At 43.4% G+C, this 22,477-nt stretch carries 22 protein-coding genes; 9 read left to right on the top strand and 13 right to left on the bottom strand.

What is annotated here, in order from left to right; genetic code table 11:
• Both HYN43_RS19870 and HYN43_RS19875 read right to left on the bottom strand, forming a co-directional pair.
• Positions 1 to 903, bottom strand: a complete 903-nt coding sequence (locus tag HYN43_RS19870) for a hypothetical protein (protein WP_119410995.1) — start codon at positions 901 to 903, stop codon at positions 1 to 3.
• Complete coding sequence (locus HYN43_RS19875) at positions 900 to 1,850, bottom strand: stage II sporulation protein M (RefSeq protein WP_119410996.1); 951 nt, start codon at positions 1,848 to 1,850, stop codon at positions 900 to 902. Before HYN43_RS19875 ends, HYN43_RS19870 begins: the two co-directional genes overlap by 4 nt.
• Positions 1,851 to 1,946: 96 nt before the next feature.
• Between HYN43_RS19875 and HYN43_RS19880 the strand changes: the two genes are divergently transcribed.
• Entirely contained in the window at positions 1,947 to 2,684 is a 738-nt protein-coding gene (locus HYN43_RS19880; RefSeq protein WP_119410997.1) for an RDD family protein, read from the top strand.
• Here the strand turns inward: HYN43_RS19880 and HYN43_RS19885 are convergent.
• Both HYN43_RS19885 and HYN43_RS19890 read right to left on the bottom strand, forming a co-directional pair.
• Positions 2,666 to 3,016 (bottom strand): DUF2752 domain-containing protein, encoded by a 351-nt coding sequence (locus HYN43_RS19885; protein WP_245446949.1) that lies wholly within the window; start codon positions 3,014 to 3,016, stop codon positions 2,666 to 2,668. The genes HYN43_RS19880 and HYN43_RS19885 overlap by 19 nt on opposite strands.
• 17 nt (positions 3,017 to 3,033) lie before the next feature.
• Entirely contained in the window at positions 3,034 to 3,504 is a 471-nt protein-coding gene (locus tag HYN43_RS19890; protein WP_205589791.1) for a DUF5684 domain-containing protein, read from the bottom strand.
• A 143-nt stretch (positions 3,505 to 3,647) separates the two neighbouring features.
• On the opposite strand from HYN43_RS19890, the gene HYN43_RS19895 reads away from it, so the two are divergent.
• The gene (locus HYN43_RS19895) at positions 3,648 to 5,075 is read left to right on the top strand and encodes an L-serine ammonia-lyase (protein ID WP_119410998.1); all 1,428 of its coding nucleotides are present in this window, start codon (positions 3,648 to 3,650) and stop codon (positions 5,073 to 5,075) included.
• A gap of 223 nt (positions 5,076 to 5,298) precedes the next feature.
• Here HYN43_RS19895 and HYN43_RS19900 read toward each other — a convergent pair whose 3' ends face one another.
• From HYN43_RS19900 to HYN43_RS19915, 4 genes are all read right to left on the bottom strand, one after another.
• Positions 5,299 to 5,481, bottom strand: coding sequence for a hypothetical protein (locus tag HYN43_RS19900; RefSeq protein WP_119410999.1), 183 nt, complete (start codon positions 5,479 to 5,481; stop codon positions 5,299 to 5,301).
• 164 nt (positions 5,482 to 5,645) lie between these two features.
• Positions 5,646 to 6,263 (bottom strand): SGNH/GDSL hydrolase family protein, encoded by a 618-nt coding sequence (locus tag HYN43_RS19905; RefSeq protein WP_245446951.1) that lies wholly within the window; start codon positions 6,261 to 6,263, stop codon positions 5,646 to 5,648.
• A gap of 102 nt (positions 6,264 to 6,365) precedes the next feature.
• Positions 6,366 to 7,121: a lipoyl(octanoyl) transferase LipB gene (lipB, locus tag HYN43_RS19910; RefSeq protein ID WP_119411001.1), complete on the bottom strand. Its 756-nt coding sequence runs from the start codon at positions 7,119 to 7,121 to the stop codon at positions 6,366 to 6,368.
• A gap of 2 nt (positions 7,122 to 7,123) precedes the next feature.
• Positions 7,124 to 7,762, bottom strand: coding sequence for a 4'-phosphopantetheinyl transferase family protein (locus HYN43_RS19915; protein WP_119411002.1), 639 nt, complete (start codon positions 7,760 to 7,762; stop codon positions 7,124 to 7,126).
• A gap of 199 nt (positions 7,763 to 7,961) precedes the next feature.
• Between HYN43_RS19915 and dcd the strand changes: the two genes are divergently transcribed.
• The 3 genes from dcd (at position 7,962) to HYN43_RS19930 (ending at position 14,278) form a co-directional block, all read left to right on the top strand.
• Positions 7,962 to 8,498 carry a dCTP deaminase gene (dcd, locus tag HYN43_RS19920; RefSeq protein WP_119411298.1) on the top strand — a complete coding sequence of 179 codons (537 nt, stop codon included), beginning with the start codon at positions 7,962 to 7,964 and terminating at the stop codon, positions 8,496 to 8,498.
• A gap of 174 nt (positions 8,499 to 8,672) precedes the next feature.
• On the top strand, positions 8,673 to 11,396 hold the full coding sequence (locus tag HYN43_RS19925; RefSeq protein ID WP_119411003.1) for a TonB-dependent receptor plug domain-containing protein: 2,724 nt from the start codon (positions 8,673 to 8,675) through the stop codon (positions 11,394 to 11,396).
• Positions 11,397 to 11,473: 77 nt separating this feature from the next.
• Positions 11,474 to 14,278: a TonB-dependent receptor plug domain-containing protein gene (locus HYN43_RS19930; protein WP_119411004.1), complete on the top strand. Its 2,805-nt coding sequence runs from the start codon at positions 11,474 to 11,476 to the stop codon at positions 14,276 to 14,278.
• Between the two features lie 77 nt (positions 14,279 to 14,355).
• Here HYN43_RS19930 and HYN43_RS30645 read toward each other — a convergent pair whose 3' ends face one another.
• Entirely contained in the window at positions 14,356 to 15,222 is an 867-nt protein-coding gene (locus HYN43_RS30645) for a hypothetical protein (RefSeq protein ID WP_205589792.1), read from the bottom strand.
• A 102-nt stretch (positions 15,223 to 15,324) separates the two neighbouring features.
• Here HYN43_RS30645 and HYN43_RS19940 point away from each other — a divergent pair, with 102 nt between their 5' ends.
• Positions 15,325 to 15,606 carry an ATP-dependent Clp protease adaptor ClpS gene (locus HYN43_RS19940; RefSeq protein ID WP_119411005.1) on the top strand — a complete coding sequence of 94 codons (282 nt, stop codon included), beginning with the start codon at positions 15,325 to 15,327 and terminating at the stop codon, positions 15,604 to 15,606.
• Between the two features lie 16 nt (positions 15,607 to 15,622).
• Positions 15,623 to 16,171: a histidine phosphatase family protein gene (locus HYN43_RS19945; RefSeq protein WP_205589793.1), complete on the top strand. Its 549-nt coding sequence runs from the start codon at positions 15,623 to 15,625 to the stop codon at positions 16,169 to 16,171.
• A 193-nt stretch (positions 16,172 to 16,364) separates the two neighbouring features.
• On the opposite strand, the gene HYN43_RS19950 is transcribed toward HYN43_RS19945, so the two are convergent.
• The gene (locus tag HYN43_RS19950) at positions 16,365 to 17,435 is read right to left on the bottom strand and encodes a branched-chain amino acid aminotransferase (RefSeq protein WP_119411007.1); all 1,071 of its coding nucleotides are present in this window, start codon (positions 17,433 to 17,435) and stop codon (positions 16,365 to 16,367) included.
• Positions 17,436 to 17,652: 217 nt separating this feature from the next.
• Between HYN43_RS19950 and HYN43_RS30905 the strand changes: the two genes are divergently transcribed.
• Positions 17,653 to 17,784 carry a hypothetical protein gene (locus HYN43_RS30905; RefSeq protein WP_281024296.1) on the top strand — a complete coding sequence of 44 codons (132 nt, stop codon included), beginning with the start codon at positions 17,653 to 17,655 and terminating at the stop codon, positions 17,782 to 17,784.
• 175 nt (positions 17,785 to 17,959) lie between these two features.
• Here HYN43_RS30905 and HYN43_RS19955 read toward each other — a convergent pair whose 3' ends face one another.
• Positions 17,960 to 18,913 (bottom strand): tryptophan 2,3-dioxygenase family protein, encoded by a 954-nt coding sequence (locus HYN43_RS19955; protein WP_119411299.1) that lies wholly within the window; start codon positions 18,911 to 18,913, stop codon positions 17,960 to 17,962.
• Between the two features lie 78 nt (positions 18,914 to 18,991).
• On the opposite strand from HYN43_RS19955, the gene HYN43_RS19960 reads away from it, so the two are divergent.
• Entirely contained in the window at positions 18,992 to 19,465 is a 474-nt protein-coding gene (locus tag HYN43_RS19960; RefSeq protein ID WP_119411008.1) for a universal stress protein, read from the top strand.
• A 214-nt stretch (positions 19,466 to 19,679) separates the two neighbouring features.
• Here the strand turns inward: HYN43_RS19960 and HYN43_RS19965 are convergent, their stop codons facing one another.
• Together HYN43_RS19965 and HYN43_RS19970 are read right to left on the bottom strand one after the other, a co-directional pair.
• On the bottom strand, positions 19,680 to 20,969 hold the full coding sequence (locus HYN43_RS19965; protein WP_119411009.1) for an HAD-IB family phosphatase: 1,290 nt from the start codon (positions 20,967 to 20,969) through the stop codon (positions 19,680 to 19,682).
• Positions 20,970 to 21,300: 331 nt separating this feature from the next.
• Positions 21,301 to 22,266, bottom strand: a complete 966-nt coding sequence (locus tag HYN43_RS19970; RefSeq protein ID WP_119411300.1) for an NAD-dependent epimerase/dehydratase family protein — start codon at positions 22,264 to 22,266, stop codon at positions 21,301 to 21,303.
• Positions 22,267 to 22,477: the final 211 nt, after the last annotated feature.

A 22,477-nucleotide genomic window follows, 5' to 3' on the forward strand; every position in this document is an offset into this window, starting at 1 on the left:
TTAATATTCCTCGGCAGGTAAATCATTCTCCGGCTTAATTTCGCCCAGTTTGCTAATCCGCTCAAGCAGGTTGGTGCCCTCTTTGCTTTCGGTTAAATTAAAATAGCACAGGCTAATGGTTACTATAGGGATGATCAAAAACACCAAACACAAATGCTGTAAAACTACTGTAAGCACCGATGCCGTCATCGAAAGGTTGGTACCTTTTTGCGGGTGCATCACCATGCCTATAACATTAAACAACGCTGCCGGTAGTGTGATGGCCGTGATACAGGCGTAAATAATGATCCAGGTTACAAGCAAAATACCAAAGGTTAACCACCAGTTATCTTTAATCAGCGTGAAACAGCGGTTAAAGGCATAGCCAAAGCTCGCATTTTCAAATACAATGATCGGGAATATTAAGGCGAATATCGGTGCCAGGTAAACACCCGGGATAAAACAAAATACAAAGCCGATTACCAAAAGGATGTTTGAAACAAATGATGCACCCAAAATACGCCAGAAATAATATTTAATGTATCCCCAAACTTCTTCGGTAGTGGGTGGCAGATTACCTTTTTCTTTATATATGGCTACATAACTAAAGGTTGTTACCTTTAAAACCGTTAGCGTTATCATGTAAAGTAAAATGGTTATAAAATACTCAATGCCAAATCTTTCAAAAAAAGAAGAACCATAATCAAGATTGGCCACCGGGCCGGGGGCCATAACACCATTGGCTAAATTGACCATTTTCATCTGGAAAAAAACGGCACTTATGGTACCGGCCACCAGGAAAAAGCCGCTAAAAACAAAAAATGCTTTGAATAAAGGCTTTATATTTTGTTTAACAAAAGTAAAGGTATCGCTTATGGTTTCGCTAAAATCGCGTGTTTTGGCAAGCTCAACAGGAGGTTTCATTTAAGGTTTGGGTTTTTATAAAGTTTATTAGGGTATATAATTACGTACCAGATGATAAACACCAGGCTCGCAGATAAAATGCTTACACTAAGCCACAATGGCATTTCGGTGTGCCGGGTAACAAAGCCCTCAAAAAAGGCCGCTACTATTAATATTGGAATAATCCCCACTGCAATTTTCATGGCATCCTTAGCCCCCCTTTTTAACGACTCAAAACGTTTAAAGGTTTTGGGAAACAGGAAGCTATTGCCTAAAATAATGCCGGCAGCGCCTGCAATAATTATCGCCGAAATCTCCAGTGTACCGTGAATCCAGATTACAAGTACCGATTGCACACCAAGGCCTTTACTAAAAAAATAGTACTGGAATGAGCCCAGCATAATACCGTTGCGAAACAAAAAGAACACTGAGCCGACAGAAAATATAATGCCGCTTACAAAGGTAACCAGCGAAACATAAATGTTATTGGCGGCTATACCAAAAAACATCAGCAATTCGTTTTGCCCTTTGTATACGCCAAACGGATCGCCTTTGGCTATGTTGGCATTGGTCATGTCGATATAGTTATCGCCCATAATCAGCCTCACAAAATTCTCATCATATTTTGCCGATAAGGCTCCGATAAGGCAGAAAACAAAAAAAAACAAAAAAGCATACAACAGCTGTCTTTGATATTTTTTAAACAGCAGCGGTAATTCATATTTCCAGAAAGTAAGGAAACGGTTGCTTTTTTCTCCCTTATTTTTGTAAATGGATTGGTGAAGCCCCGCAGCAAGACCATTAAGGTAAATTGTTGTTTTTGATTTGGGATAAAAGGTTTTGGCATAAGCCAGATCATCGGTAATCTGGATAAAACGATCTGCCAGTTCATCCGGGTCATCAGTGGGTGATTGTTCAAAACTACGCCATTTGGCTTTGTTTTGCTTAACAAAAAGTGGCTCGCGCATTCAGTGACAGGTCATTAAATATTTTGTTAAAATAATCACAAAAGATGTATCTGGCAACTAAAAAAAGCATATTATAGCGTATAAATTTATAATTGCATGGATACCATCAGGATAACCACCAGCCAAAATATTGATATTGACTATGAAGTTGCCGGCGTTGGCGAACGAATACTTGCGCATATAATTGATATGGCGTTGTTTATAGTGATAATGCTTGCCGTTGTTTTAATAGGCCCCGCATTGGGCAGCTTATCTAAAGTTGCACTTATTGTAATGATAGCCGTTTATGCCGGTTTGTTTGTGTTTTACGATTTGATTTGCGAAATAAGCATGAACGGCCAAAGCGTAGGCAAAAAAATAATGAAGATTAAAGTGATCAGCTTAAATGGCAGCCGCCCTTCGGTAGGGCAATACCTTTTGCGCTGGTTATTCAGGATAGTTGATTTTACCTTAACCTCCGGCATTTGCGGGTTAATTTGCGTTATAGTTTCTGATAATAAGCAGCGTGTTGGCGATATGGTTGCAGGCACTACTCTTATTCGCACAGTACCGCGCACAAAAATGGATAATATTGTATTCACTACCCCCGAAGAAGATAGTTATCAGCCCGTTTTCCCTGCCGTAGCCCAGTTAGCAGATAAAGATATTGAACTGGTGAGCGAAGTGATCAACACATACATCAAAACACGTAACCCCGTTGTGGTTTATAACATGGCCGAGCGGATAAAAAGCCACATAGGCGTTACCCCGCCCGAGGGCATGAACGATATGCTGTTTTTACAAACCGTTATTAAAGACTATAGCCACATTATTGCTCAGGCCGAAAGTTTGTAGTGAGCGTACAGGTGGTACATTTTAACACCATAGCTGACCAATACAATGTAGCCCACAATTATAAATAAAGTTTTTTTTACTGCATATTTCCGGGTATCCAGTTTAAAAAAGCCATCGGCAATGCCATAGGCAAAAAACAGCAGCAGGGGTATTGTTGGGGGATATAACAGGAAGCTTTTTTGAACATTGCCCTGGATAAGAGCAATTACCGAGCGCTGGAAACCGCAGCCGGGGCAGTCAATACCGGTAAGGTATTTAAAGGGGCAGGGTAATAAATGATTTTGCAGCCAGTGAATAAAGCTTAACCGGCTGCAAAATACATGTATCATCATACAATTTAACCACATTATTAGCTTTGTGGTGAATTTGGATTAAATGGATCTTTATAATCTAAAGATGGGTCATACGGACGGAAACCACCAGCCTCTTTAGCCGACGGACCTAAATACCTGTAGCTGCCAAAGCCCAATATCGGGTAAAATATAAGTGGCAAAAGCAATAAGCCTATAGTAAACCCCTCGCTTTGCCCATAGCTTTTGCTCAATAAATTTGTTGCCCAGATATAAAATATCAGGGAAGTACAAGGAAATATAATCAGGAATACCCACCAGATAGGTTTGCCAACAATCTCCAGCAATACTATGGTGCTGTAAATAGGAATAAGTGAAGCCCATCCCGGTTTACCGGCTTTTTCAAATACTTTCCATTTACCGATGATGGAGATAATTGTTACAACAATCCAGGGTATTAAAAACATACCCAACATAGCAGCAATAATACTACCCGACATGTCGGCAGAAGAAGAGGTGTAAGAATCCATAAGGTTTTGTTTAGTGTTTAAGTTTTAAGGTTATTATTTGTTTAAGTTCATTGCAAATTAGAAAATATTTCTGTCAAAACTATTGTGCACAACGTATTTATTACAGAACCGGCAATTGTAAATTATAGTTAATTTTACCCCCGATGCAAAGAGAACAGATTTCGGTTTTTGATATGTTTAAGATAGGCATAGGCCCTTCAAGCTCACATACGCTTGGACCCTGGCGTGCCGCGCAACAGTTTGTACAATCGCTTGAACAGCAGGGGCTGTTGCCGATGGTACAACAGGCTAAGATCTTGCTATATGGCTCATTAGCAAAAACAGGCGTTGGCCACGGTACAGATATAGCCATTTTACTCGGACTAAGCGGCGATGATCCGGTTACCTTCGAGGTTGACCAGGTAACACCCAAAATTGCGCATATCAAATCGTCGCATCAATTAATACTTGGCGGCGTATTGCCGGTAAGCTTTTATGCTGATGATGATCTGCTGTTCCTTTTTAACGAGAGCCTCCCCTATCACCCCAATGCAGTAACCTTCCAGGCTTTTTTAAATAACGGCAAGGCAATATCCGAAACCTATTATTCTATAGGTGGCGGCTTTGTGGTAAAGGACGGCGCTTCGGGCCAAACGAGGGCTGAGGTTGATTTGCCCTTCCCTATCGATACCGCTTCCGAACTTTTACATTGGTGTATGAAAACCGGTCTGCGTATCTCAGAAGTGGTTGCCGAAAACGAACTGGCCTGGCGTAGTGAACAGGAAACCCGCACCGGCGTTTTGAATATTTTCAGGGTGCTGAAAGAGTGTATTTACCGTGGCTGCCATACCACCGGGCAATTACCCGGCGGCTTAAACGTGGCCAGGCGTGCGGCTAAACTTAACGCAAGGCTTATCGGCAATAATAAATACAATAACTACGAGGAGTGGGTTGCAGCCATCCGCAACACCGGTGATGGCTTTAAAAATACATTAGATTGGGTAAGTTGTTTCGCCCTGGCAGTAAATGAAGAGAATGCTTCGTTTGGCAGGGTAGTTACCGCGCCAACCAACGGAGCGGCCGGCGTGATCCCGGCTGTATTGCAATATTATATAGCTTTTTGCGAGGGCGATACCGAGCAAAAGGTAATTAACTTTTTATTCACGGCCAGCGAAATTGGCAGTATCTTTAAAAAAGGCGCCACCATATCGGCAGCGATGGGCGGTTGCCAGGCCGAGATTGGCGTATCATCGGCCATGGCCGCGGCGGCATTAACCGAGTGCATGGGCGGCACCCAGCGCCAGGTACTGATGGCTGCCGAAATTGCCATGGAACATCACCTCGGCCTCACCTGCGATCCCATCGGCGGCCTGGTACAGGTACCCTGCATCGAGCGGAATACCATGGGCGCCATTAAGGCAATCACGGCATCACAACTGGCCCTGCAAAGTAATCCCGAAAAAGCAAAGGTAAGCCTGGATGCCGTGGTTAAAACCATGTGGCACACCGCACTGGATATGAACTCGAAGTATAAGGAAACAAGTGATGGGGGGTTGGCTATTAATATACCGATAAGTTTGCCGGAGTGTTAGGATTTACTATCAAGGCTTAAGGTTAGATCTAAATAAAATAAGCCGCTTTTTTAAGAGCGGCTTATTTTAACCAATATCCTATTATAATTCCACTAATGCCAAATGCCCATTTTAGCTTCGCACTATTTTCTGGTTCAGTATAAATTAAAAAGATTGCAAATAATCCTAATATCAGTGTTATACCTATTTGAACCCTGATTTTTGTTTTAGACTGGGGAGCCATTTATTTGCTAAAGGCTTTAATCACCCGTCGGATGTTCTCGCCAAAATAGCTTTCGTGCGTTACTTCGTCCTCTTCTTCAGTTTCTTTAACGGCCTTTTTAATTACCTTACCACCAATGTGTTCTATATAATTGGATACGTCTTTGGCTTTACCATCAGGTATCTTAATTGTTAGCGTTTCCATTATCTTGTGGTGTTAATAAATATCTGTATTCAACTGTTTAATACAAATATAACTACTTTATTCAAAAAATGTTATAGTGGTATTTTCTGTATCTGCACTATTTACATGTACTTACGTCTTTTTACAATCTAATAAAAATGTATTATATCTATTCACTGTTTTAGCTACTTCTTCACAAACACACTCTCCACCTCAAGCTTCAGCTTATCCACCCACATCTGATACATTTTGGGCGAGGGATGCAAGCCATCACTTGCCAGCAACGAAAGATCGTTGGCTGCAAGTTTTGAAATACCCGTTATTTCCACATAATTAACATGAGCATTTGCGCTTATTTCATTGTTAATTGCATTAAACTGATCAATCTCCTCACTGATATTGCCCCCTTTACCATGGGCAAACGGCGTTACCCCATAATCGGGTATGGATAGTACAAAAACATGGTTGTGAATACCGCCTGCAAATTGGATAGCTGTATTTAGCAGTTGCGTAAATTTAGTGCGGTAGTTATCCTGGCTTAGCCCGCGATACTGGTCGTTTACGCCGATAAGCAGGGTAACCATATCATAAGTTTTTCCTTTAATATCGCTTTGATCGATGGCGTCAATCAGTTCATCGCTTGTCCAGCCGGTGCGGGCTATAATGGTTGGCGGTAATATATCAAGGTTATAGCCCTGCTTAGCCATCAGGTTCGGAAAATTCTGATCGGGTGGTACATCCTGGCCAATAGTGTACGAATCGCCAAGGGCAAGGTAGGTAAGGGTATCTTGTATTACAGTCACGGGCCTGGGTGGGGGAATATAGCCTCCCGGTGCAGGCGCGTTCTTATTTGCACAGGCCGAAAGGGTAAAAACGGTAAATAAACTTATTATAATGATCCTCATTTACAACATCTCCATACCAAACAATACGGAAATATGGTGTTTAAGGATTTTTTTTACTTCATTTATATCAACCGGCCGGCCAAGCTCGCGCTGCATCGAGGTTACATCTTTATCGTCGATACCGCAGGGTACAATGTTGCCAAAATAATCCAGATCGGTATTTACGTTTAAAGCCAGGCCATGCATGGTTACCCAGCGGCTACAGCGTACGCCCATGGCGCAAATTTTACGCGCCTTTTCGTTATCGGCATCAAACCAAACGCCTGTATAACCCTCGTACCGTCCGGCTTTTAAACCAAAATCGGCAAGGGTAAGTATCACAGCTTCTTCCAGCGTACGCAGGTACAGGTGGATATCGGTAAAAAAATTATCGAGATCCAAAATCGGATAACCTACTATTTGGCCCGGACCGTGGTAGGTAATGTCTCCCCCCCGGTTTATACGGTAGTAAACAGCGTGTTTGGCTTTCAGGCCTTCTTCATCTAACAATAAATGTTCGGGTTTGCCGCTTTTGCCTAAAGTGTAGGTATGCGGATGCTCACAAAAAACAAGGTAGTTAAAAGTTTCGTCGGCTTCAATGATATCATAAGCTACCGTAGTACCGGTGTTTTTGGCCGCTGCTTCAAATGCGGTTTCCCGGTTGCGGTTATCAATTTTGGTTTGTACGGTTTGGCTAAACAGGGTTTCCTGTCTGTCCCAGGCCTCCTGGTAATCTGTAAGGCCCCAATCCTGAAAAAATACTTTTTTGTTTTTCATTGCTATCCTTTTACGTAACCTATCATGTAATCTTCATACTGCAGATAGCCTACGGTATAATCAATAACAGTATCTTTTTTTTCAAGGCGGGCATCCACCACGCCATGGTGTTCAAACTGAAAAGGCTCCAGGAAAATATTATCGGCAAATGATACCTCTTTTTGCCCGTTGCATTTGTAAATAGCCTCTTTGGCGCACCAACAAACATACAGTTGTTCAATTTTTTGCCTGCCACTTATAAAATCAAGCTCTTCGGGGCGCATAAATTTGCCTGCTATCCGCTCTACCTTTTGTTTAATCTGCTCAATATCAATACCCACCTTATGCGTTTTGCTGATCATAACGGCAGCATAATCAAACGAGTGGCTTAATGAAATATGGTAAGGTAAATTTACCAGGTAGGGCTTGCCGTGCTCATCAACTTTACAATCAATATACTCATCTGTGCGTAGCATTTTGCGCAATAAAACACGGGTACCCAGCCAGTGCAGGTGGCGCTTGCCGTTGCTCAGGCTCTCTACAAAATCCTTTTCTTCCTGGTTTAGCTGTAGCTGGTTGTACAGGTCGGTAGCCTCCTCCTCAATACGCCAGAGTGCAAACTCGGTGTCATCATCAATACGCTGCCTGTATGCTATCGCCATATAAGTAAAGTTGCAAAATAGGTTGCAAACATATGTCAAAAAAAATTAAATTATATCTATCGGCATTGATATTGATAACCTGTTGATTTATAAATATTTCACCATCGCTTCCGGGTTAAGCTTACCTTCCGTTTTATTGATAAAAGCCCCTGAGCTTTGGCTTAATTTTCATAATTTTGTTGCCCAGCAACATCACCCTATGATATTATCAGATAAACGCATACTCGAGGAGATCGATTTAGGCAACATTATTATTGAGCCATTTAACCGGGAGTATCTCGGTACCAACTCGTACGATGTGCATTTGGGTAAATACCTGGCCACCTACCGCAACCGGGTATTGGATGCCAAAGTTCATAACGAAATTGATGGCTTTGAAATGCCTAAAGACGGCTTTGTACTGCAACCCAACACGTTATACCTTGGTGTAACTATGGAATATACCGAAACGCACCGCCATGTGCCGTTCCTGGAAGGCAAATCAAGCACCGGCAGGTTAGGTATTGATATTCATGCTACGGCCGGCAAAGGCGATGTTGGCTTCTGCAACACCTGGACACTCGAAATTTCGTGCGCACAGCCTGTACGCATTTACCCCGGCATGCCCATCGGCCAGCTGATTTATTTCGTGGTTGAGGGCGATATCGAAACCATGTACAATACCAAAAGCAACGCCAAATACAATAACCCAACAACCCGCCCGGTTGAAAGCATGATGTGGAAGAATAAGTGGTAGTTTTTGAATTGGAGATATTTTGAATCAGAATTTACAGAATTTGAGAATGTACAGAATTAAGCACGACAATAATTCTGCTAATTCTTTAATTCTGTAAATTCTGATTCAGACCGTATCACACTTGTTATAAAACGCTGAATATTTTTTTGCGTATCTTGGTTCATATTTACCATTATGAACTTTAAACGCCTGTTAACCGCCTTATTACTTATCTTAACCATTGGTGCAACCCTGGCTTTTATCAGGCCCGACGATGAACTAATCACCAAAATTATAGCACAGCTTGATAAGTGGCGGGCCGAACATCCGCAGGAAAAAGTTTACCTTCATTTTGATAAGCCCAGCTACGCCATTGGCGATGACATCTGGTTTAAAGCCTATGTAACCATTGGCAGCGATCACCGCCTTTCGGCCTATAGTGATATTCTTAACGTTGATTTGATTGATGAGAACGACTCGGTAAAGCGAAGCATTAAACTCCCGCTCACCGCAGGTTTGGCAGCCGGCGATTTTGCACTGGCCGATAGCATGGCCGAAGGCAATTACCGCATCCGTGCCTACACCAACTGGATGCGCAACGAAAGTGATGCTTACTTTTTTGATAAAACCATAGCCGTTGTAAACGGCATCAGCAACCGGGTTTTCACCAAAGCTACTTACAATTACAGCACGGTTAACGGCAAACAAAAAGCCGATGCGGTTATTACTTATACCGATTTAAACGGGATACCCTATGTAAATAAGCCCGTTAGTTATGAGGTGGAGATAAACGGCAAATCCGTTTCGCGCGGCAAAGGTGTTACCGACGATAAAGGGAATCTTAATGCCACTTTTACCACCAGTACAGCTGCCACTATAACCTCCGGTCATATCAGCACCGATGTTAAACTTGACGATAAGCACACGGTAACCAAAGTAGTTACCGTAAAGACACTATCAAAAAAGATTGATTTACAGTTCTTTCCGGAAAGCGGCAATATGTTAAACGGCATATTTTCGAAAGTAGCCTATAAGGCGGTTGGTGCTGATGGTATTGGCGTAAATATTAAAGGTTATATTACCGACGAACAAAACACACGGATAACCGATATGGGCGAAGCTCATTTCGGGATGGGCACATTTAACTTTGAGCCCGAGAGCGGCAGGAACTACAAGGCTCACGTTACCTATCCCGATGGGTCGGAAGGCGTTATCGACCTGCCAAAAGCATCGGATAACGGCTACATTCTCAGTATTAATAACTTCCGTGACGATAAGGTTTTTGTGACGATAATGCCAGGCAAAAATACTGCTACAGGTACCGCTTCATCATTATCCGGCTTAACTATAATAGCACAATCGGGCGGTGAGCTTTGTTATGCGGGTAAAAGCAAAGACGGAGCTACGGCGTTTTCGGCAGCTATCCCTAAAGAAAAATTCCCCTCGGGCATAATCCAGTTTACCTTATTCTCGGCAACCGGCGAACCGTTGAACGAACGGCTGGTATTTATCCAAAACCCGGATGGCTTAAAGCTTGATGTATCATCCGACAAAAAAACCTATAAGCCGCGCGAAAAGGTTACCATCAACCTAAATGCGAAAAACAGTACAGATAAGCCGGTGATAGGCAGTTTTTCAGCATCTGTTATCGACCAAAGCAAAGTTGTTACCGATGAGGCCAACGAAAGCTCGATATTTTCAACGCTTTTGCTCACTTCCGATTTAAAAGGCTATATAGAAAAACCCAATTACTACTTCACTAATGTAAACGCCGAAACCAAGGCCAACCTTGATGTGCTGATGCTTACGCAAGGTTACCGCAGGTTTGAATGGAAACAGTTACTTGGCGATAAATTTACGCCGGTAGTTTTCAAGCCCGAAAAATCGCTGGAGGTAACCGGTCACCTTAAAACCTTTGGTGGCAAACCTGTACCTAATGGTAAGGTAACTTTAATTTCGACTGCCGGCGGCATGTTTATGATAGATACCGTGGCCGATGCCCAGGGTAAATTTACCTTTAAAAACCTTGTTTTTCGCGACAGCTTGAAATTTATTGTGCAGGCCCGTACGGCAAAAGACCGCAAAAATCTCGATATCACCCTCGATAACGTAACACCGCAACCGGTTACCCACAATAAAAACTGGCCCGATCTGCAAACCAACATAAACGATGGTGCATCGGCCTATCTTATCAACAGCAAAAAGATTTTTGACGAGCAGGTAAAATATGGTATAGGAAACCACACCATTGTTTTAAAAGAAGTAGTTATTAGAGAGAAACGGGAAAACCCTTTCAAAAGTTCGGCTAACCTTAACGGTCCCGGCAACGCCGATCAAACCCTTACCAGCAAAGATCTGATGTATGGCGGCGGGATGCTTTCGCAGGTACTTCAAAGCCGGATTAATTTTGTAACATTTAGAAACGGGATTCCATATTCAACCCGCAGCCCTAATACCCCAATGCAAATTGTAGTGGATGGAACTTACGTAGAATCGGACTTTTTGGATAACATTACCCCGAGTGATGTAGCAACTGTTGAAGTGTTGCGAACAATTGGTAATACCGCCATTTATGGCTCACGAGGCTCTGGCGGAGTTTTGGTGATCACTACCAAACGTGGCGGCGGCGATACGGCTTATAACAAATATGCCCCCGGTATAGTAACCTACGCCCCCAAGGGCTATTACCGCGCCCGCGAATTTTATGCGCCCAAATATGATGATCCTAAAACCAACACAGCCATGCAGGATTTGCGCAGCACCATTTACTGGGCTCCGGGGCTCTTAACCGATAAGGATGGCAATACATCAATGAGCTTTTTTAATGCTGATGGCAAAGGCACTTACCGCATAATAGTTGAAGGAATAGATGCTGATGGCAACCTGGGCAGGCAGGTTTACAGGTATAGGGTGGAGTAATATTTTTTTAGTGATTAATATTAATCCTTTGTGATATTTTAGCGTCATACAGGAAATTAATAATTTCACTAAACCTTATGAAATACATACGTATTACTATTTCGCTTCTTTTTTTGCTATGCTGTTTACAATCATTTGCCCAAACCGATAGCGCTTTTTTAAAAAAAGCTGTAGCCCTGTCAAACAAGCAACTAACTGAGAAACCAACCGAAAAGGTTTACCTGCATTTAGATAAACCTTTTTACAACCTTACTGATACGGTATGGTTTAAAGCTTACGCTGTAGCGGGCCCCGATCATCAGTTATCTGGTATAAGCGGCGTTGTTTACGTTGAATTGATCAATGCCCGCGATTCTGTTGTGCAAAGGCTTCATCTAAAACTCAATAATGGTACCGCCTGGGGTGATTTTGTATTACCCGCTAACTACCAGGCAGGAAGCTATCGTTTAAGAGCTTATACAAACTGGATGCGGAATCAATCTGCCGACGCAATGTTCAACCAGCGCGTGCAGGTAAACGGACGGACCATTTTCGGACTTAGTCAGCCGCAGGTACAAGCTACGGCACAAAGCAGCAATCCCGATGTTCAGTTTTTTGCGGAGGGCGGTAGCCTTATTACGGGGTTAAGATCTAAAATTGCGGTTAAAGCGATAGGGAAAAACGGATTGGGATGCGATGTTAAAGGTACCATAATAGATAACGATGGTGCTGAAGTTGCTGAATTTGAAACTACCCATCTGGGTATGGGCGTGTTTGCCCTGATGCCGCAGGCCGGTAAAATTTACAAAGCCAGGATAACAACCGATGGTGTTCCCTCTTTTACGGTCAATTTGCCCAAAGCTATGGATGAGGGCTTCACTATAACCGTTAATAACCGGCTTACTGATAGTATCGGCGTTAAAATAACAGCGTCCGCAAAAACCATAAGCCTGAAACAGCATACTTATTATTACCTGGTTGGCCAAACGGGCGGAAAGGTTTATTATACCACCGCTTTTAAGCTTGAGGATGCGGGTTACTCATTCCAAATCGAAAAGAAGCGCTTTCCGTCGGGCGTTGCACAATTCACGTTGTTCGGCGCCGATGCCGAACCGCTTAATGAACGACTTGCTTTTATACGCAGCAACGACACCCTGAGCCTGAAATTAAATATCGCCAATCAAAAATTTGCTTCACGTAAAGAAGTTTTGGTGGCACTTAAAACTGCAGATCAGGCCGGGAAACCCGTAACAGGCACATTCTCTGTTTCGGTGATCAACGAAAGCCGCATTCCATCCAACCAAAATACAGAGAGCACTATCCTGAATAACCTGCTGTTAACGTCAGACCTGAAAGGATATATCGAGCAGCCCAATTATTATTTCACCAACATTACCGATAAAACAGACGCCGATCTGGATATGCTGATGCTTACCCAGGGCTATCGCGGTTTTGAATGGCTTAAAACATTAAATGAAAAACAAGCGCCGTTGGCGTTTAAGGCCGAAGGCTCGCTGAGCCTTTCGGGCTCAATACAAACCCCTGGAGGAAAACCGCTGCCAAACGGAAAAGTAACATTATTGGGTAACCGGGAAGATTTTTTTGCCGATACAACAGCCGATCTGAATGGCGATTTCACATTTGATGATGTTGATGTTTCGGATACCTCGCACCTTATGGTACAGGCACGCAAGCAAAACAATGGAAAAAACGTAACCATATTTATTAAAAAGCCCGATTATCCTAAGGTTGAAAAAATGAATATGCCGGCTGATGATCAGGCACCGCCTGCTCTCGACGCCCGGGAAGCGTATATCCGGTATATGGAGCAACAACAAACAGACTCCATAAAAAATGCAAATACATTAAAGGAAGTAGTTATTAAAGGGAAAAAGGCCATTACACCCAATGAATATAACAGATACGGCAGCCTTCAGCAACGAAGTGTTAATATGGCTAAACTGCGCAGCTATAAGGATGATAATTTAGCCGGGGCACTGCATGTAAATGAACCGCTGGCACAGATTAACCTTACTGCCGCGTACAAATACAATGCATTAGGCGGTGGGCGAGCGAGCAGGTTTGTTATTGACGGGACATACGTTGAAGAACGCCAGTTAAGTTTGATACATGTGGAAGAAATAGAAAGTGTAGATTTGATAATGGCAGGAAAGTCAAGTATGCCTTTAATAGTTGTTAAAACTAAAAGATACGCCGGCACCGATACCACAGTGCTAAAAGAAGTGAATATACGTGCAACCAAAACCAATAAAACAGCCTATAAAGGATACTCGGCCGGCAAATTAGGAGCTGCGCCCGATCAGATTGTTATGGGCAACAAGCTTAACGGCTGCACCAAACTTTCTGATTGTTTAAGAAGCAAGATTTTTGGCGTTACCTTTGATGCGAAAGGCAACCCCATTAGTATGCGCGGAAATCAGAAAATGGCGGTGATACTTAACGGCTCGGTACTGGATGGCAGCGCGCTTGATAACATCAATCCAAATGATATTTATAGTATCGAAGTTTTGCGCGGGGTATCGTACGCAGCCATTGTGGGCTCTGATTATCCGGGAGGGGCACTTGCAATAACTACACTAAATGGCGGCAACTATGTAACAGGCAGCAGCTCATCATTGGGCGTAATCACCTATCCGTTTAAAGGTTTTTATAAAGCCCGTACATTTTATTCGCCCAAATATACTCCGGCAAATATCAATTCAACTACACCAGATTATCGTACAACAATTTTTTGGGAACCCAATATTACAACTACACCTTCCGGCGAGGCTACATTCAGATACTTCAACTCGGATACGAGGGGTGTATACAAGATAACTGTTGAAGGCATTGATTCTGAAGGTAATTTAGGCCGGCAGATTTACCGATACAAGGTAGAGTAAGTGGAAAGTACGGAAGTGCTAAAGTCCGAAAGAAAAAGGGGATACCGATTCTTTCGGACTTTTTGTTTTATTAACAATTAATTATTGGCCAAATAGAATTTCTCCCAGAAATCAACAGCTTTCGAGATTTCTCCGTTGCCACCGCTCATTTGCCCGCGGCCCATGCCGCCGCCCATACCACCACGTCCGCCGCCTCTTCCGCCGCGACCGCCACCCATACCACCGCCTCTTCCGCCACGGCCACCGCCACCAAAGCCACCACCATCCCGGTCACCCTCGCCTGTGCCCCCACCTGTTGGGCGTTGAAATCCGTTAATCTTAAAATTAAAGGCCCACTCATTTTTAAAGGCATCGTTACCTGCGTGGAAAAAACTTAGCGGGATAGCTGCTTCATAGATCAGGTTACCATCAGCATCATAATTTATAGCTGTTTTAATACCGTACGTGTTTGATGTGGTGATCATATCGCCATCAATATCCTTAAAACCAACCACCTTAATATAACGCAACTTAGTGATTCGCTCGCGCATCAGCTCGTCGCGATCAGCCTGGGTAATTTCGGTATTATCAGTAACGGTTTTGGGGAAATCCAGTTTTTCATCAGGAGCCGATAACGGGAAGGTTAACATAAATGTATCCTTCTTTTTCCCTTTTGGATCGATGGTTAAAGTGATACCGGCGTGCAGCACCTTCATCTGGTCAAACCGTTGGGTTACGCGGATGGCGGCGTACAGGTAATCTTTATCATTAGCGAGCGCATAGTTCAGCTTCTTTTCATCGTTATAATACCTGAGGCTATCACCCCACTCTTTAATGCTGCCGTCGATATTGATATTGGCGGGCGGAGCCTGTAAATTGTTTTTGTTGTTTTGTGCCGATGAATAGCCGGCAGCAAGCAATTGTGCTGCCAGGGCCAAAGCAAAGCCGGGGTACGCTTTTTTCATGTGAAAAATAAATTAGGGTTTGATGTGTAACATGATTTTTAAAACCATCGAACACGATTTTAACATTTTTATTATTGTTTTTGAGTAAATTTGTAGTTACGTATGCCAACCGAGATACAGGAAGAAACATTTACGCTCGAAGAGTTACTTGCAGGACTTAAAGAGATGCATCGTTTAATACTATGGAACGATGATTTTAACACTTTTGATCATGTAATTCATTGTATGATGAAGTACCTGGACTACTCAGAACCACAAGCCGAAAAAATTGCCTGGAAGGTACATAACGAAGGCAAATGCGCCGTATTGGAAGGCTCGTTTACCGAGATGGAGATTTACCGCAAAATTTTGCAACAGGAAGGTTTAACTGTTTCTGTAGAATAATCCAATAACCACCGCCATGCTAAAAAGATCGTTTTTACTTTTAATGATGGTAGGCTGGATAAGCCTCACCGCTTGCGGGCAGGGGAAAAACCTTAGACTTGTGTTCATCCGTCACGCCGAAAAACCTGATGTTGGTGATAACCTATCCTGTGCAGGATTCAACCGCTCGCTCAAGCTTCCCGAAGTAATTAAGGCTAAATTCGGCCTACCTGATTATATATATGTTCCGGCATTGCATTTAGGTAAATCCACTCCTCGTGGGCGCATGTTCCAAACTGTGTCTCCTTTAGCCGTAAAATATAATCTCACTATCAATAGTAAGTTTGAAGAAGAGGATGATAACGGTATAGCCAATGATTTGATCTCAAAAAAAGGCACTATACTTATTGTTTGGGAACATAACCAGATTAAACCGCTATTGAAAGCCTTGGGCCTTAAGGTAAAAGATTTGCAATGGCCGGATAACGACTTTGATAGTATCTGGATAGTTACCTTTAAAAAAGGCAAGCCAGGCTTAACGCAGGATAAGGAAGGGATTACGCCGACAGCGGGGTGTAGTTTTTAATTCAAACACATTTCAACAATCGTCATTGCGAGGAACGAAGCAATCGCGAACTATACAGGGAGCTCTTGCTTACGTGCGATTGCTTCGTTTCTCGCAATGACGTGTGGTAGATAACCAGTTTCATAGCCGCTACATAAAACGCAAAACGCCCCGGAAAATCCGTGGCGTTTTGCGTTTATTATTATGCAGAAAATTATTCACTAACCAAATAGTTCCAACCATGAGTATCAGGCGCTAAACCATATTTAATAGCATCAAGCGTATCAAATACTTTGTTTGAAAACTCACGCGTTTTCGGATCACTCAGGAAATACTCCTCGCCTTCGAAGCTGATTGATGCTACAGGGGCGATAGTAGCGGCAGTACCGGCGCCAAAAGCATCGGTAAGTTTACCGTTTTTAGCTCCTTCAATAATCTCGGCTACCGCAACTTTACGCTCTTCTACCGGAATGCCCCATTCTTTAGCTAAAGCGATAACGGTATCGCGGGTTACGCCATCTAATATGGTATCTTTTGCTTCGGCAGTGATCAGTTTACCGTCCAGTAGGAACATGGCATTAGCCGCACCCATTTCTTCAATAAACTTGTGTTCTTTGGCATCAGTCCAAATCAGTTGGTCAAAACCTTCCTGTGTAGCTTTGCGGGCGGGCAGCATCGAGCTTCCGTAGTTACCGGCAGCCTTGGCGTAGCCCATACCACCTTCGGCAGCGCGGGTGTAGTGTGTTTCAATTTTAACACGCAAAGGTTTTGAAAAATACGGACCAACCGGGCCTACCAAAACCATGTATTTATAAGTTGCCGATGGGGTTACGCCCAAATACGGATCTGTAGCGAACATAAACGGACGGATGTACAACGCGTGATTTGGCTGCGAAGGCACCCAATTGCGGTCGATATCTACCAAAGTAGCTATACTTTGCAGGAAAATTTCTTCAGGCAAAGTAGGCATGCAAAGCCTTTCGGCCGATTTATTGAAACGGATAGCGTTTTTATCCGGGCGGAAAACGGTAATTTTTCCGTCGGCATGTTTGTAGGCTTTCAGGCCTTCAAAAAATGCCTGTCCGTAGTGAAGTGCAGAAATAGCTGGGCTGAGACCAATTTCGCCGTAGGGAATGACCGAGAGATTTGTCCATTCACCATTTGCATAATCGGCCACAAACATGTGGTCAGAAAAAGTTTTTCCAAAAGGTAAGTTGTCGAAATCCGTTTGCTCCAAACGGGAAGCAGTTGTCCTGCTGATCTTGATGTCCAATGTCTCGGTCATGGCGTTAAAAATTAATAAATTATACAAAATGGCAAGGTAGGCATTTTTATGCCCTATGCCAAAAAAATGTGCTTACAATTGGTGATTACCACATATAAAAACATCATTTTGACAATATTATTGCGGTGGTTGATGCTCCCGCAAACCAATTAAATGTTATGCTGAGTGAGTAAAACCCGAGGCATCTGAAGGAGAATATGACATTTTCACCTTTGCCATGCTGAGGAACGAAGCATCTTCTTCGCCATGTATAGCCGCCATGCTTGTTGTAGAAGATCCTTCGCTATCGCTCAGGATGACAAAATTTTTTAATTACGCCATGGGTAGCCTGTCGAAGGGTCGCAAGTAAAGGCCCTCCCACCATGCTTCGACAGGCTCAGCATGACACCCACCTTTATATTATGTCATGCTGAACTTGTTTCAGCACCTCACTCGCTAAGCCGCCTTGCTAAGCAAAGCAGCAATCTGTCCTGTGGGATGCCGAAATAAATTCGGCACGACGGCTGAGTAAGTTCAGTTGAGTATTACATCCCGCTCAGCACATCATCAACCCAGGCTTTACCCCAGTTTTCCTTTTCCTCATCCGTCCAAACCCATGGGTAAAAAATTCTTTTCTGAAAACGGGGCGGCAGATACTTTTGCCAGTTGGTGCCCCCTGTGGCTTTAATATCTTCCGGCTCGCGATTAAGGTAACGCACTGCCGATTTATAGTGCGAGAGCGGCCAGTTCACATTTACGTTAATATCCAGCTGCCTCAATTCCGCTTTTAGTTCGGGGGTTAATTGTCCCTCCGCTTCAAAATGCTTAGCCAGGTTGTTAAAATTATTAACAGCCGCTGCCTTACCCAATTCAATAAAAGTTTTCGAATACTTTTTTTCAAACTGTTTAAGCGTGAGTGTTTTTTTGCCGGTGGATAGTTCTGTAGCTCCAAACTTCCAGTACAGGTATTCAAACTGATCTTCAATGGCCGCGCCTCTTAACCCCTCACGTTTATCCATCGCCACCAGGTTAATAAAATCGGTAGCATAAATCTCGATCATCCGGTATTGCCCCGATTGAAAACCACTGGCCGGCAGTAACGACATCCTGAATTTCAGGAATTGCTCCTTTTCCATCCCATCAACCATAATCCCGAACGAGTGCGTCAACGCACCAAAATAACGGTTAATGCGTTTCAGCCTCGCTGTAAAAAACTCAACGGTAAGCGGCGCAGCTTCGGCAATTTGTTTACACTCGTGCAGGGCAAGTTTAAAATACAGTTCGGTAATCTGGTGATAGATGATAAAAATCTCTTCATCCGGAAACGGTGTTTTAGGGCTTTGCAGGCTAAGCAGGGTATCCAGGTGGATGTAATCCCAATAAGTTAAAAAATCGGCATAAAGCAGGCCATCCAGATAGGAGTTCATATCCTGGCCCATGGCTTCGTACTTTTCTTGCAAACGGGTTAGTCGGTCGTCAATTTCGGCGGAAAAATGCATAAGCAAAGGTAACAAAATAGTGAGCCGTGAAAACATATCGGCAAATGGTTGTTATATTTATATAAACCTTTTGATACTATGAAGATCAGGAAAATACTCATCTGCATTGATGAGAGCGAATATTCCCAGCACGCAGCCGAATACGGTTTTGATATTGCGCAAACCTACGGCACGGAGGTTGGCCTGGTGCACATTATTGAGCCCATGACCCCGGTAGCCGACACTACAGATACGCTTACCGGTTTGCCCTTCGACGCAACACTCGAATCGACCATATCTTTAGAGGTAGGAAATATCCAAACAGAACGGTCGGCTGTTATTTTAGAGCGGGCCCGGCTTGCCTTTGGCGGAGGACTTGAGGTATCAAAATTTACAGAGTACGGTGCCACGGCCGATGGTATTATAGAATGCGCCATAAATTTCAATGCCGACCTGATCGTAATGGGCACACACCGCCGCACGGGTATCGACAGGTGGTTTTTAGGCAACGTGGCCGAGGATGTGATCAAAAACTCGGAAATTCCGGTATTGGTAGTTCCGTTTAAAAAATAATGGGTATTGGGTTTTGAGCCGCCTTGTTAAAGTTTTGTAAATGGTTCAAAACCCGGTGCTCATTTATAAATGAAGATATATCTCAAAACGTCATTGCTATGACGTGGTGATGATGCGGAGCGGCGTGATGGTGATGGCAGGGTAGGCTTTCACAGCCCCTCTGTACAGTTCGCGATTGCTTCGTTCCTCGCAATGACGTGGTGTTTAAGTATTCTTAATACAGCAACCTAAACTTAATGGTATGCTCAATAGCCTTTAACTCGTTCAATACTTCAGTATCGTAACCGGTATTAACATCCGTAATTACATAACCAATTTGAGGATTTGTAACCAAAAACTCACCTACAATGTTAATGTTATGTCGGGCAAACACATCATTGATCTTGGCCAAAATACCTGGAACGTTTTTGTGAATATGAATTAAACGGTGGGCATTATTAACACGCGGCGGTTGCAGGTCAGGAAAATTGCAACTGGTATGCGTTTTGCCCTCGTTCATGAAAGCCATTACCCTTTTGGGGATAAAATCTATATTATGCGGGTTGTGCTTAGGATCGTCAAAGATAATAATGCCGCTATCAGTTGCCGCATCGGCCAGTTTGCGGTTGCATCGGCCAAAAACGCCGATTACTTTTAAACGGCCTGCGTTTTGAACCTGTTCGGCACTTGGCTGGTGTTCTTCATCGCAAAACAATACACCGGCTTCTTCCAGGTAGCTTTCTTCAATGGCCTCACGGTGACGGATATTATAGCCTTCCTTTTTCAGCAAGCCAACAGCCTCATCATCAACATTACCCAAAACCAAACATTTAATGCGGTTTTTTGGGTATGAGATAGCGCGGGGCAATTTATTCAGATACAGAAATTCATCGAAACTTGGCGTAACGTGATCTGCCTTTTCAGCTACCGATTTACGTTCGATATTTTCGGTAAAGGCGAAGAACTTTTTGATCATGCCCGATTCTTTCAGCTGAAAATCAGAATAACCATCGCCAATGCCATAGATATCTCCGGGCAGCTGCAGCTCTTTTAAAAGCTTTACTTTGCCACCCTCCTGCGAAAGCGGATTTTCACGGTCGTAACCTATGATGTTGCCTTCCTCATCAAATACGAAGGTATTGGCGTAGATGTTTTCTTTTTTGATATGGTACTCGGTAACTACCGGGGTAATAAACTCTTTAAAGCCGCCGGATACGATCAAAACCTCATCCTGGTGGTTTTTAAAGAAGATGGTATTACGCGAAAAAGAGGTAGAAACCTTCTTTTTAAGATGGCTGATGAGTTGCTTTAAATGATCGCGGTTGGCATTAAGCAATTTTACACGGCGCTCCAGGCTTTCGGTAAATGACAACCGGCCTTCCATCGAGGCATTGGTGAGATCATCAATTTGCTTGTAGATATCTTCGCGGTCGGGGCGATTTTTGAGAGAGATCCGGGCCAGTTCATCAAGGGCCTCAACCTGTGTAAAGGTGCTGTCGAAATCAATAATAAAGTACTGCTCCATCTTGGGTGCAAAGGTGCAAAAAATTTGCTGAGGAAGTACAGGGAGTTTGTAGTTTAAATTTTGGCATAATATGAAGTGGGATTGTCATGTTGACGAAATCGCTTTGAGAGACGAGACACCTACGGAGTCTTTACCCTATTTATCATTAATTCTATAAACACGGTACTCCTACGGAGTAAAATAATTAACGCAAATTATAATGAAAAAAATTGAGCATTTAAACGATATATACTTCATGCTATCAACTCCGAAGGAGTACCGTGTTTATAGCAAGAAAAATGCGGCTATCCCGGCTCCTTAGGTGCCTCGTATTTTCATAAGAATGGTCAGACTATTTCAACGCCTCGCAAATCTCCGTTATCGTTTTACTTATCGGCTTAAATTCAATCCCGATAGCCTTTTTAATTTTCGAATTATCAAACTCGCGGATTAACGACGCCGTTTTTGCCGATACTTTATCAATAGCAGGCACACCACCCGTTACAGCAGCAACAACCGCAGCCCCGCGCCAGGCCAGTTCCATAACCCAGGGCTTGGCAAACATTGACGGAGGTTTTACGCCGAAGCCTTTGGCAATTTCGGTTACCATACCTTTATAGTCGCGGTTTTCGGCACTGATAATATATCGCTGGGCTTTAATATCGCTATTCATCAGGGCTACCATGCATTTAGCCACATCCTCTACATCAACAAAACCAATGCCGCCTGAGGTGTAAAACTTAAGTCCATTACGCACGGTTTTAAATAAGGCACCGCTGCCGCCGGTTCCTGCACTTGCGCCTATAATAAGTGATGGGTTAACTATAACAGCGTTTAACCCCTCGGCAATACCGCGCCAAACTTCCATTTCGCTTTCCAGTTTAGAAATGGCGTAGCCATCATTTTCTGTCGATTGTTCCAGATGGTGATTTTCGTTGATCAGCTCGCCGGGTTTGGCAGAGCCTATGGCCGCTATCGAACTCACATGAACCATCCTGATCCCTTGCTCAACACACAGATTAACCAGGTTGGCGGTACCCGTAACATTGGTATTGATCATCTGTTTTTTATCGGCTTGCTTTAGCGATACCCAGGCGGCACAATGATAAACCTGGCTTACACCCTCCAAGGCATCGGCCAGGGCGAAAGCATCCATCATATCGGCATCCACCCACTCAATCTTATCAGCAAAAGGAATCAACAATGCAGGCACAACCGACGAAGCCCGTTTAGTACAGCGAACACTGTTACCTTTAGCAACAAGAAGTTTTGCCAGTTCGGCCCCAAGGAAACCGGTAGCGCCCGTTATTAAGATCATGATGCAAATATGCGATTTTTGAGCAGAAAGCTTAAGGCTGAAAGCCGAAAGCATAGAAGACTAACAGAAAGCCAAATACTGAAAGCGTAAAACTGGATTTTAAAGCTAAGATAGGTAATAAGCTTTCGGCTTTGAGCCCTAAGCTTTCAGCTTCCCCAAAAAGCTTTCTGCTTTCAGCCTTAAGCTTTCTGCTTAAAAATCCCCACATTTG

Source organism: Mucilaginibacter celer (assembly GCF_003576455.2).
GTDB classification, from domain to species: Bacteria; Bacteroidota; Bacteroidia; order Sphingobacteriales; family Sphingobacteriaceae; genus Mucilaginibacter; species Mucilaginibacter celer.

Coding starts and splice junctions, on each gene's coding strand:
- HYN43_RS19930 (WP_119411004.1), top strand. CDS start 11,474: ATGAAATACATACGTATTACTATTTCGCTTCTTTTTTTGCTATGCTGT.
- HYN43_RS19875 (WP_119410996.1), bottom strand. CDS start 1,850: ATGCGCGAGCCACTTTTTGTTAAGCAAAACAAAGCCAAATGGCGTAGT.
- HYN43_RS19880 (WP_119410997.1), top strand. CDS start 1,947: ATGGATACCATCAGGATAACCACCAGCCAAAATATTGATATTGACTAT.
- HYN43_RS19965 (WP_119411009.1), bottom strand. CDS start 20,969: ATGGAGCAGTACTTTATTATTGATTTCGACAGCACCTTTACACAGGTT.
- HYN43_RS19940 (WP_119411005.1), top strand. CDS start 15,325: ATGCCAACCGAGATACAGGAAGAAACATTTACGCTCGAAGAGTTACTT.
- HYN43_RS19955 (WP_119411299.1), bottom strand. CDS start 18,913: ATGCATTTTTCCGCCGAAATTGACGACCGACTAACCCGTTTGCAAGAA.
- HYN43_RS19870 (WP_119410995.1), bottom strand. CDS start 903: ATGAAACCTCCTGTTGAGCTTGCCAAAACACGCGATTTTAGCGAAACC.
- HYN43_RS30905 (WP_281024296.1), top strand. CDS start 17,653: ATGCTGAGGAACGAAGCATCTTCTTCGCCATGTATAGCCGCCATGCTT.
- lipB (WP_119411001.1), bottom strand. CDS start 7,121: ATGAAAAACAAAAAAGTATTTTTTCAGGATTGGGGCCTTACAGATTAC.
- HYN43_RS19960 (WP_119411008.1), top strand. CDS start 18,992: ATGAAGATCAGGAAAATACTCATCTGCATTGATGAGAGCGAATATTCC.
- HYN43_RS19885 (WP_245446949.1), bottom strand. CDS start 3,016: ATGATGATACATGTATTTTGCAGCCGGTTAAGCTTTATTCACTGGCTG.
- HYN43_RS19950 (WP_119411007.1), bottom strand. CDS start 17,435: ATGACCGAGACATTGGACATCAAGATCAGCAGGACAACTGCTTCCCGT.
- HYN43_RS19900 (WP_119410999.1), bottom strand. CDS start 5,481: ATGGAAACGCTAACAATTAAGATACCTGATGGTAAAGCCAAAGACGTA.
- HYN43_RS19890 (WP_205589791.1), bottom strand. CDS start 3,504: ATGGATTCTTACACCTCTTCTTCTGCCGACATGTCGGGTAGTATTATT.
- HYN43_RS19945 (WP_205589793.1), top strand. CDS start 15,623: ATGCTAAAAAGATCGTTTTTACTTTTAATGATGGTAGGCTGGATAAGC.
- HYN43_RS19925 (WP_119411003.1), top strand. CDS start 8,673: ATGAACTTTAAACGCCTGTTAACCGCCTTATTACTTATCTTAACCATT.
- HYN43_RS19915 (WP_119411002.1), bottom strand. CDS start 7,762: ATGGCGATAGCATACAGGCAGCGTATTGATGATGACACCGAGTTTGCA.
- HYN43_RS30645 (WP_205589792.1), bottom strand. CDS start 15,222: ATGAAAAAAGCGTACCCCGGCTTTGCTTTGGCCCTGGCAGCACAATTG.
- HYN43_RS19895 (WP_119410998.1), top strand. CDS start 3,648: ATGCAAAGAGAACAGATTTCGGTTTTTGATATGTTTAAGATAGGCATA.
- dcd (WP_119411298.1), top strand. CDS start 7,962: ATGATATTATCAGATAAACGCATACTCGAGGAGATCGATTTAGGCAAC.
- HYN43_RS19970 (WP_119411300.1), bottom strand. CDS start 22,266: ATGATCTTAATAACGGGCGCTACCGGTTTCCTTGGGGCCGAACTGGCA.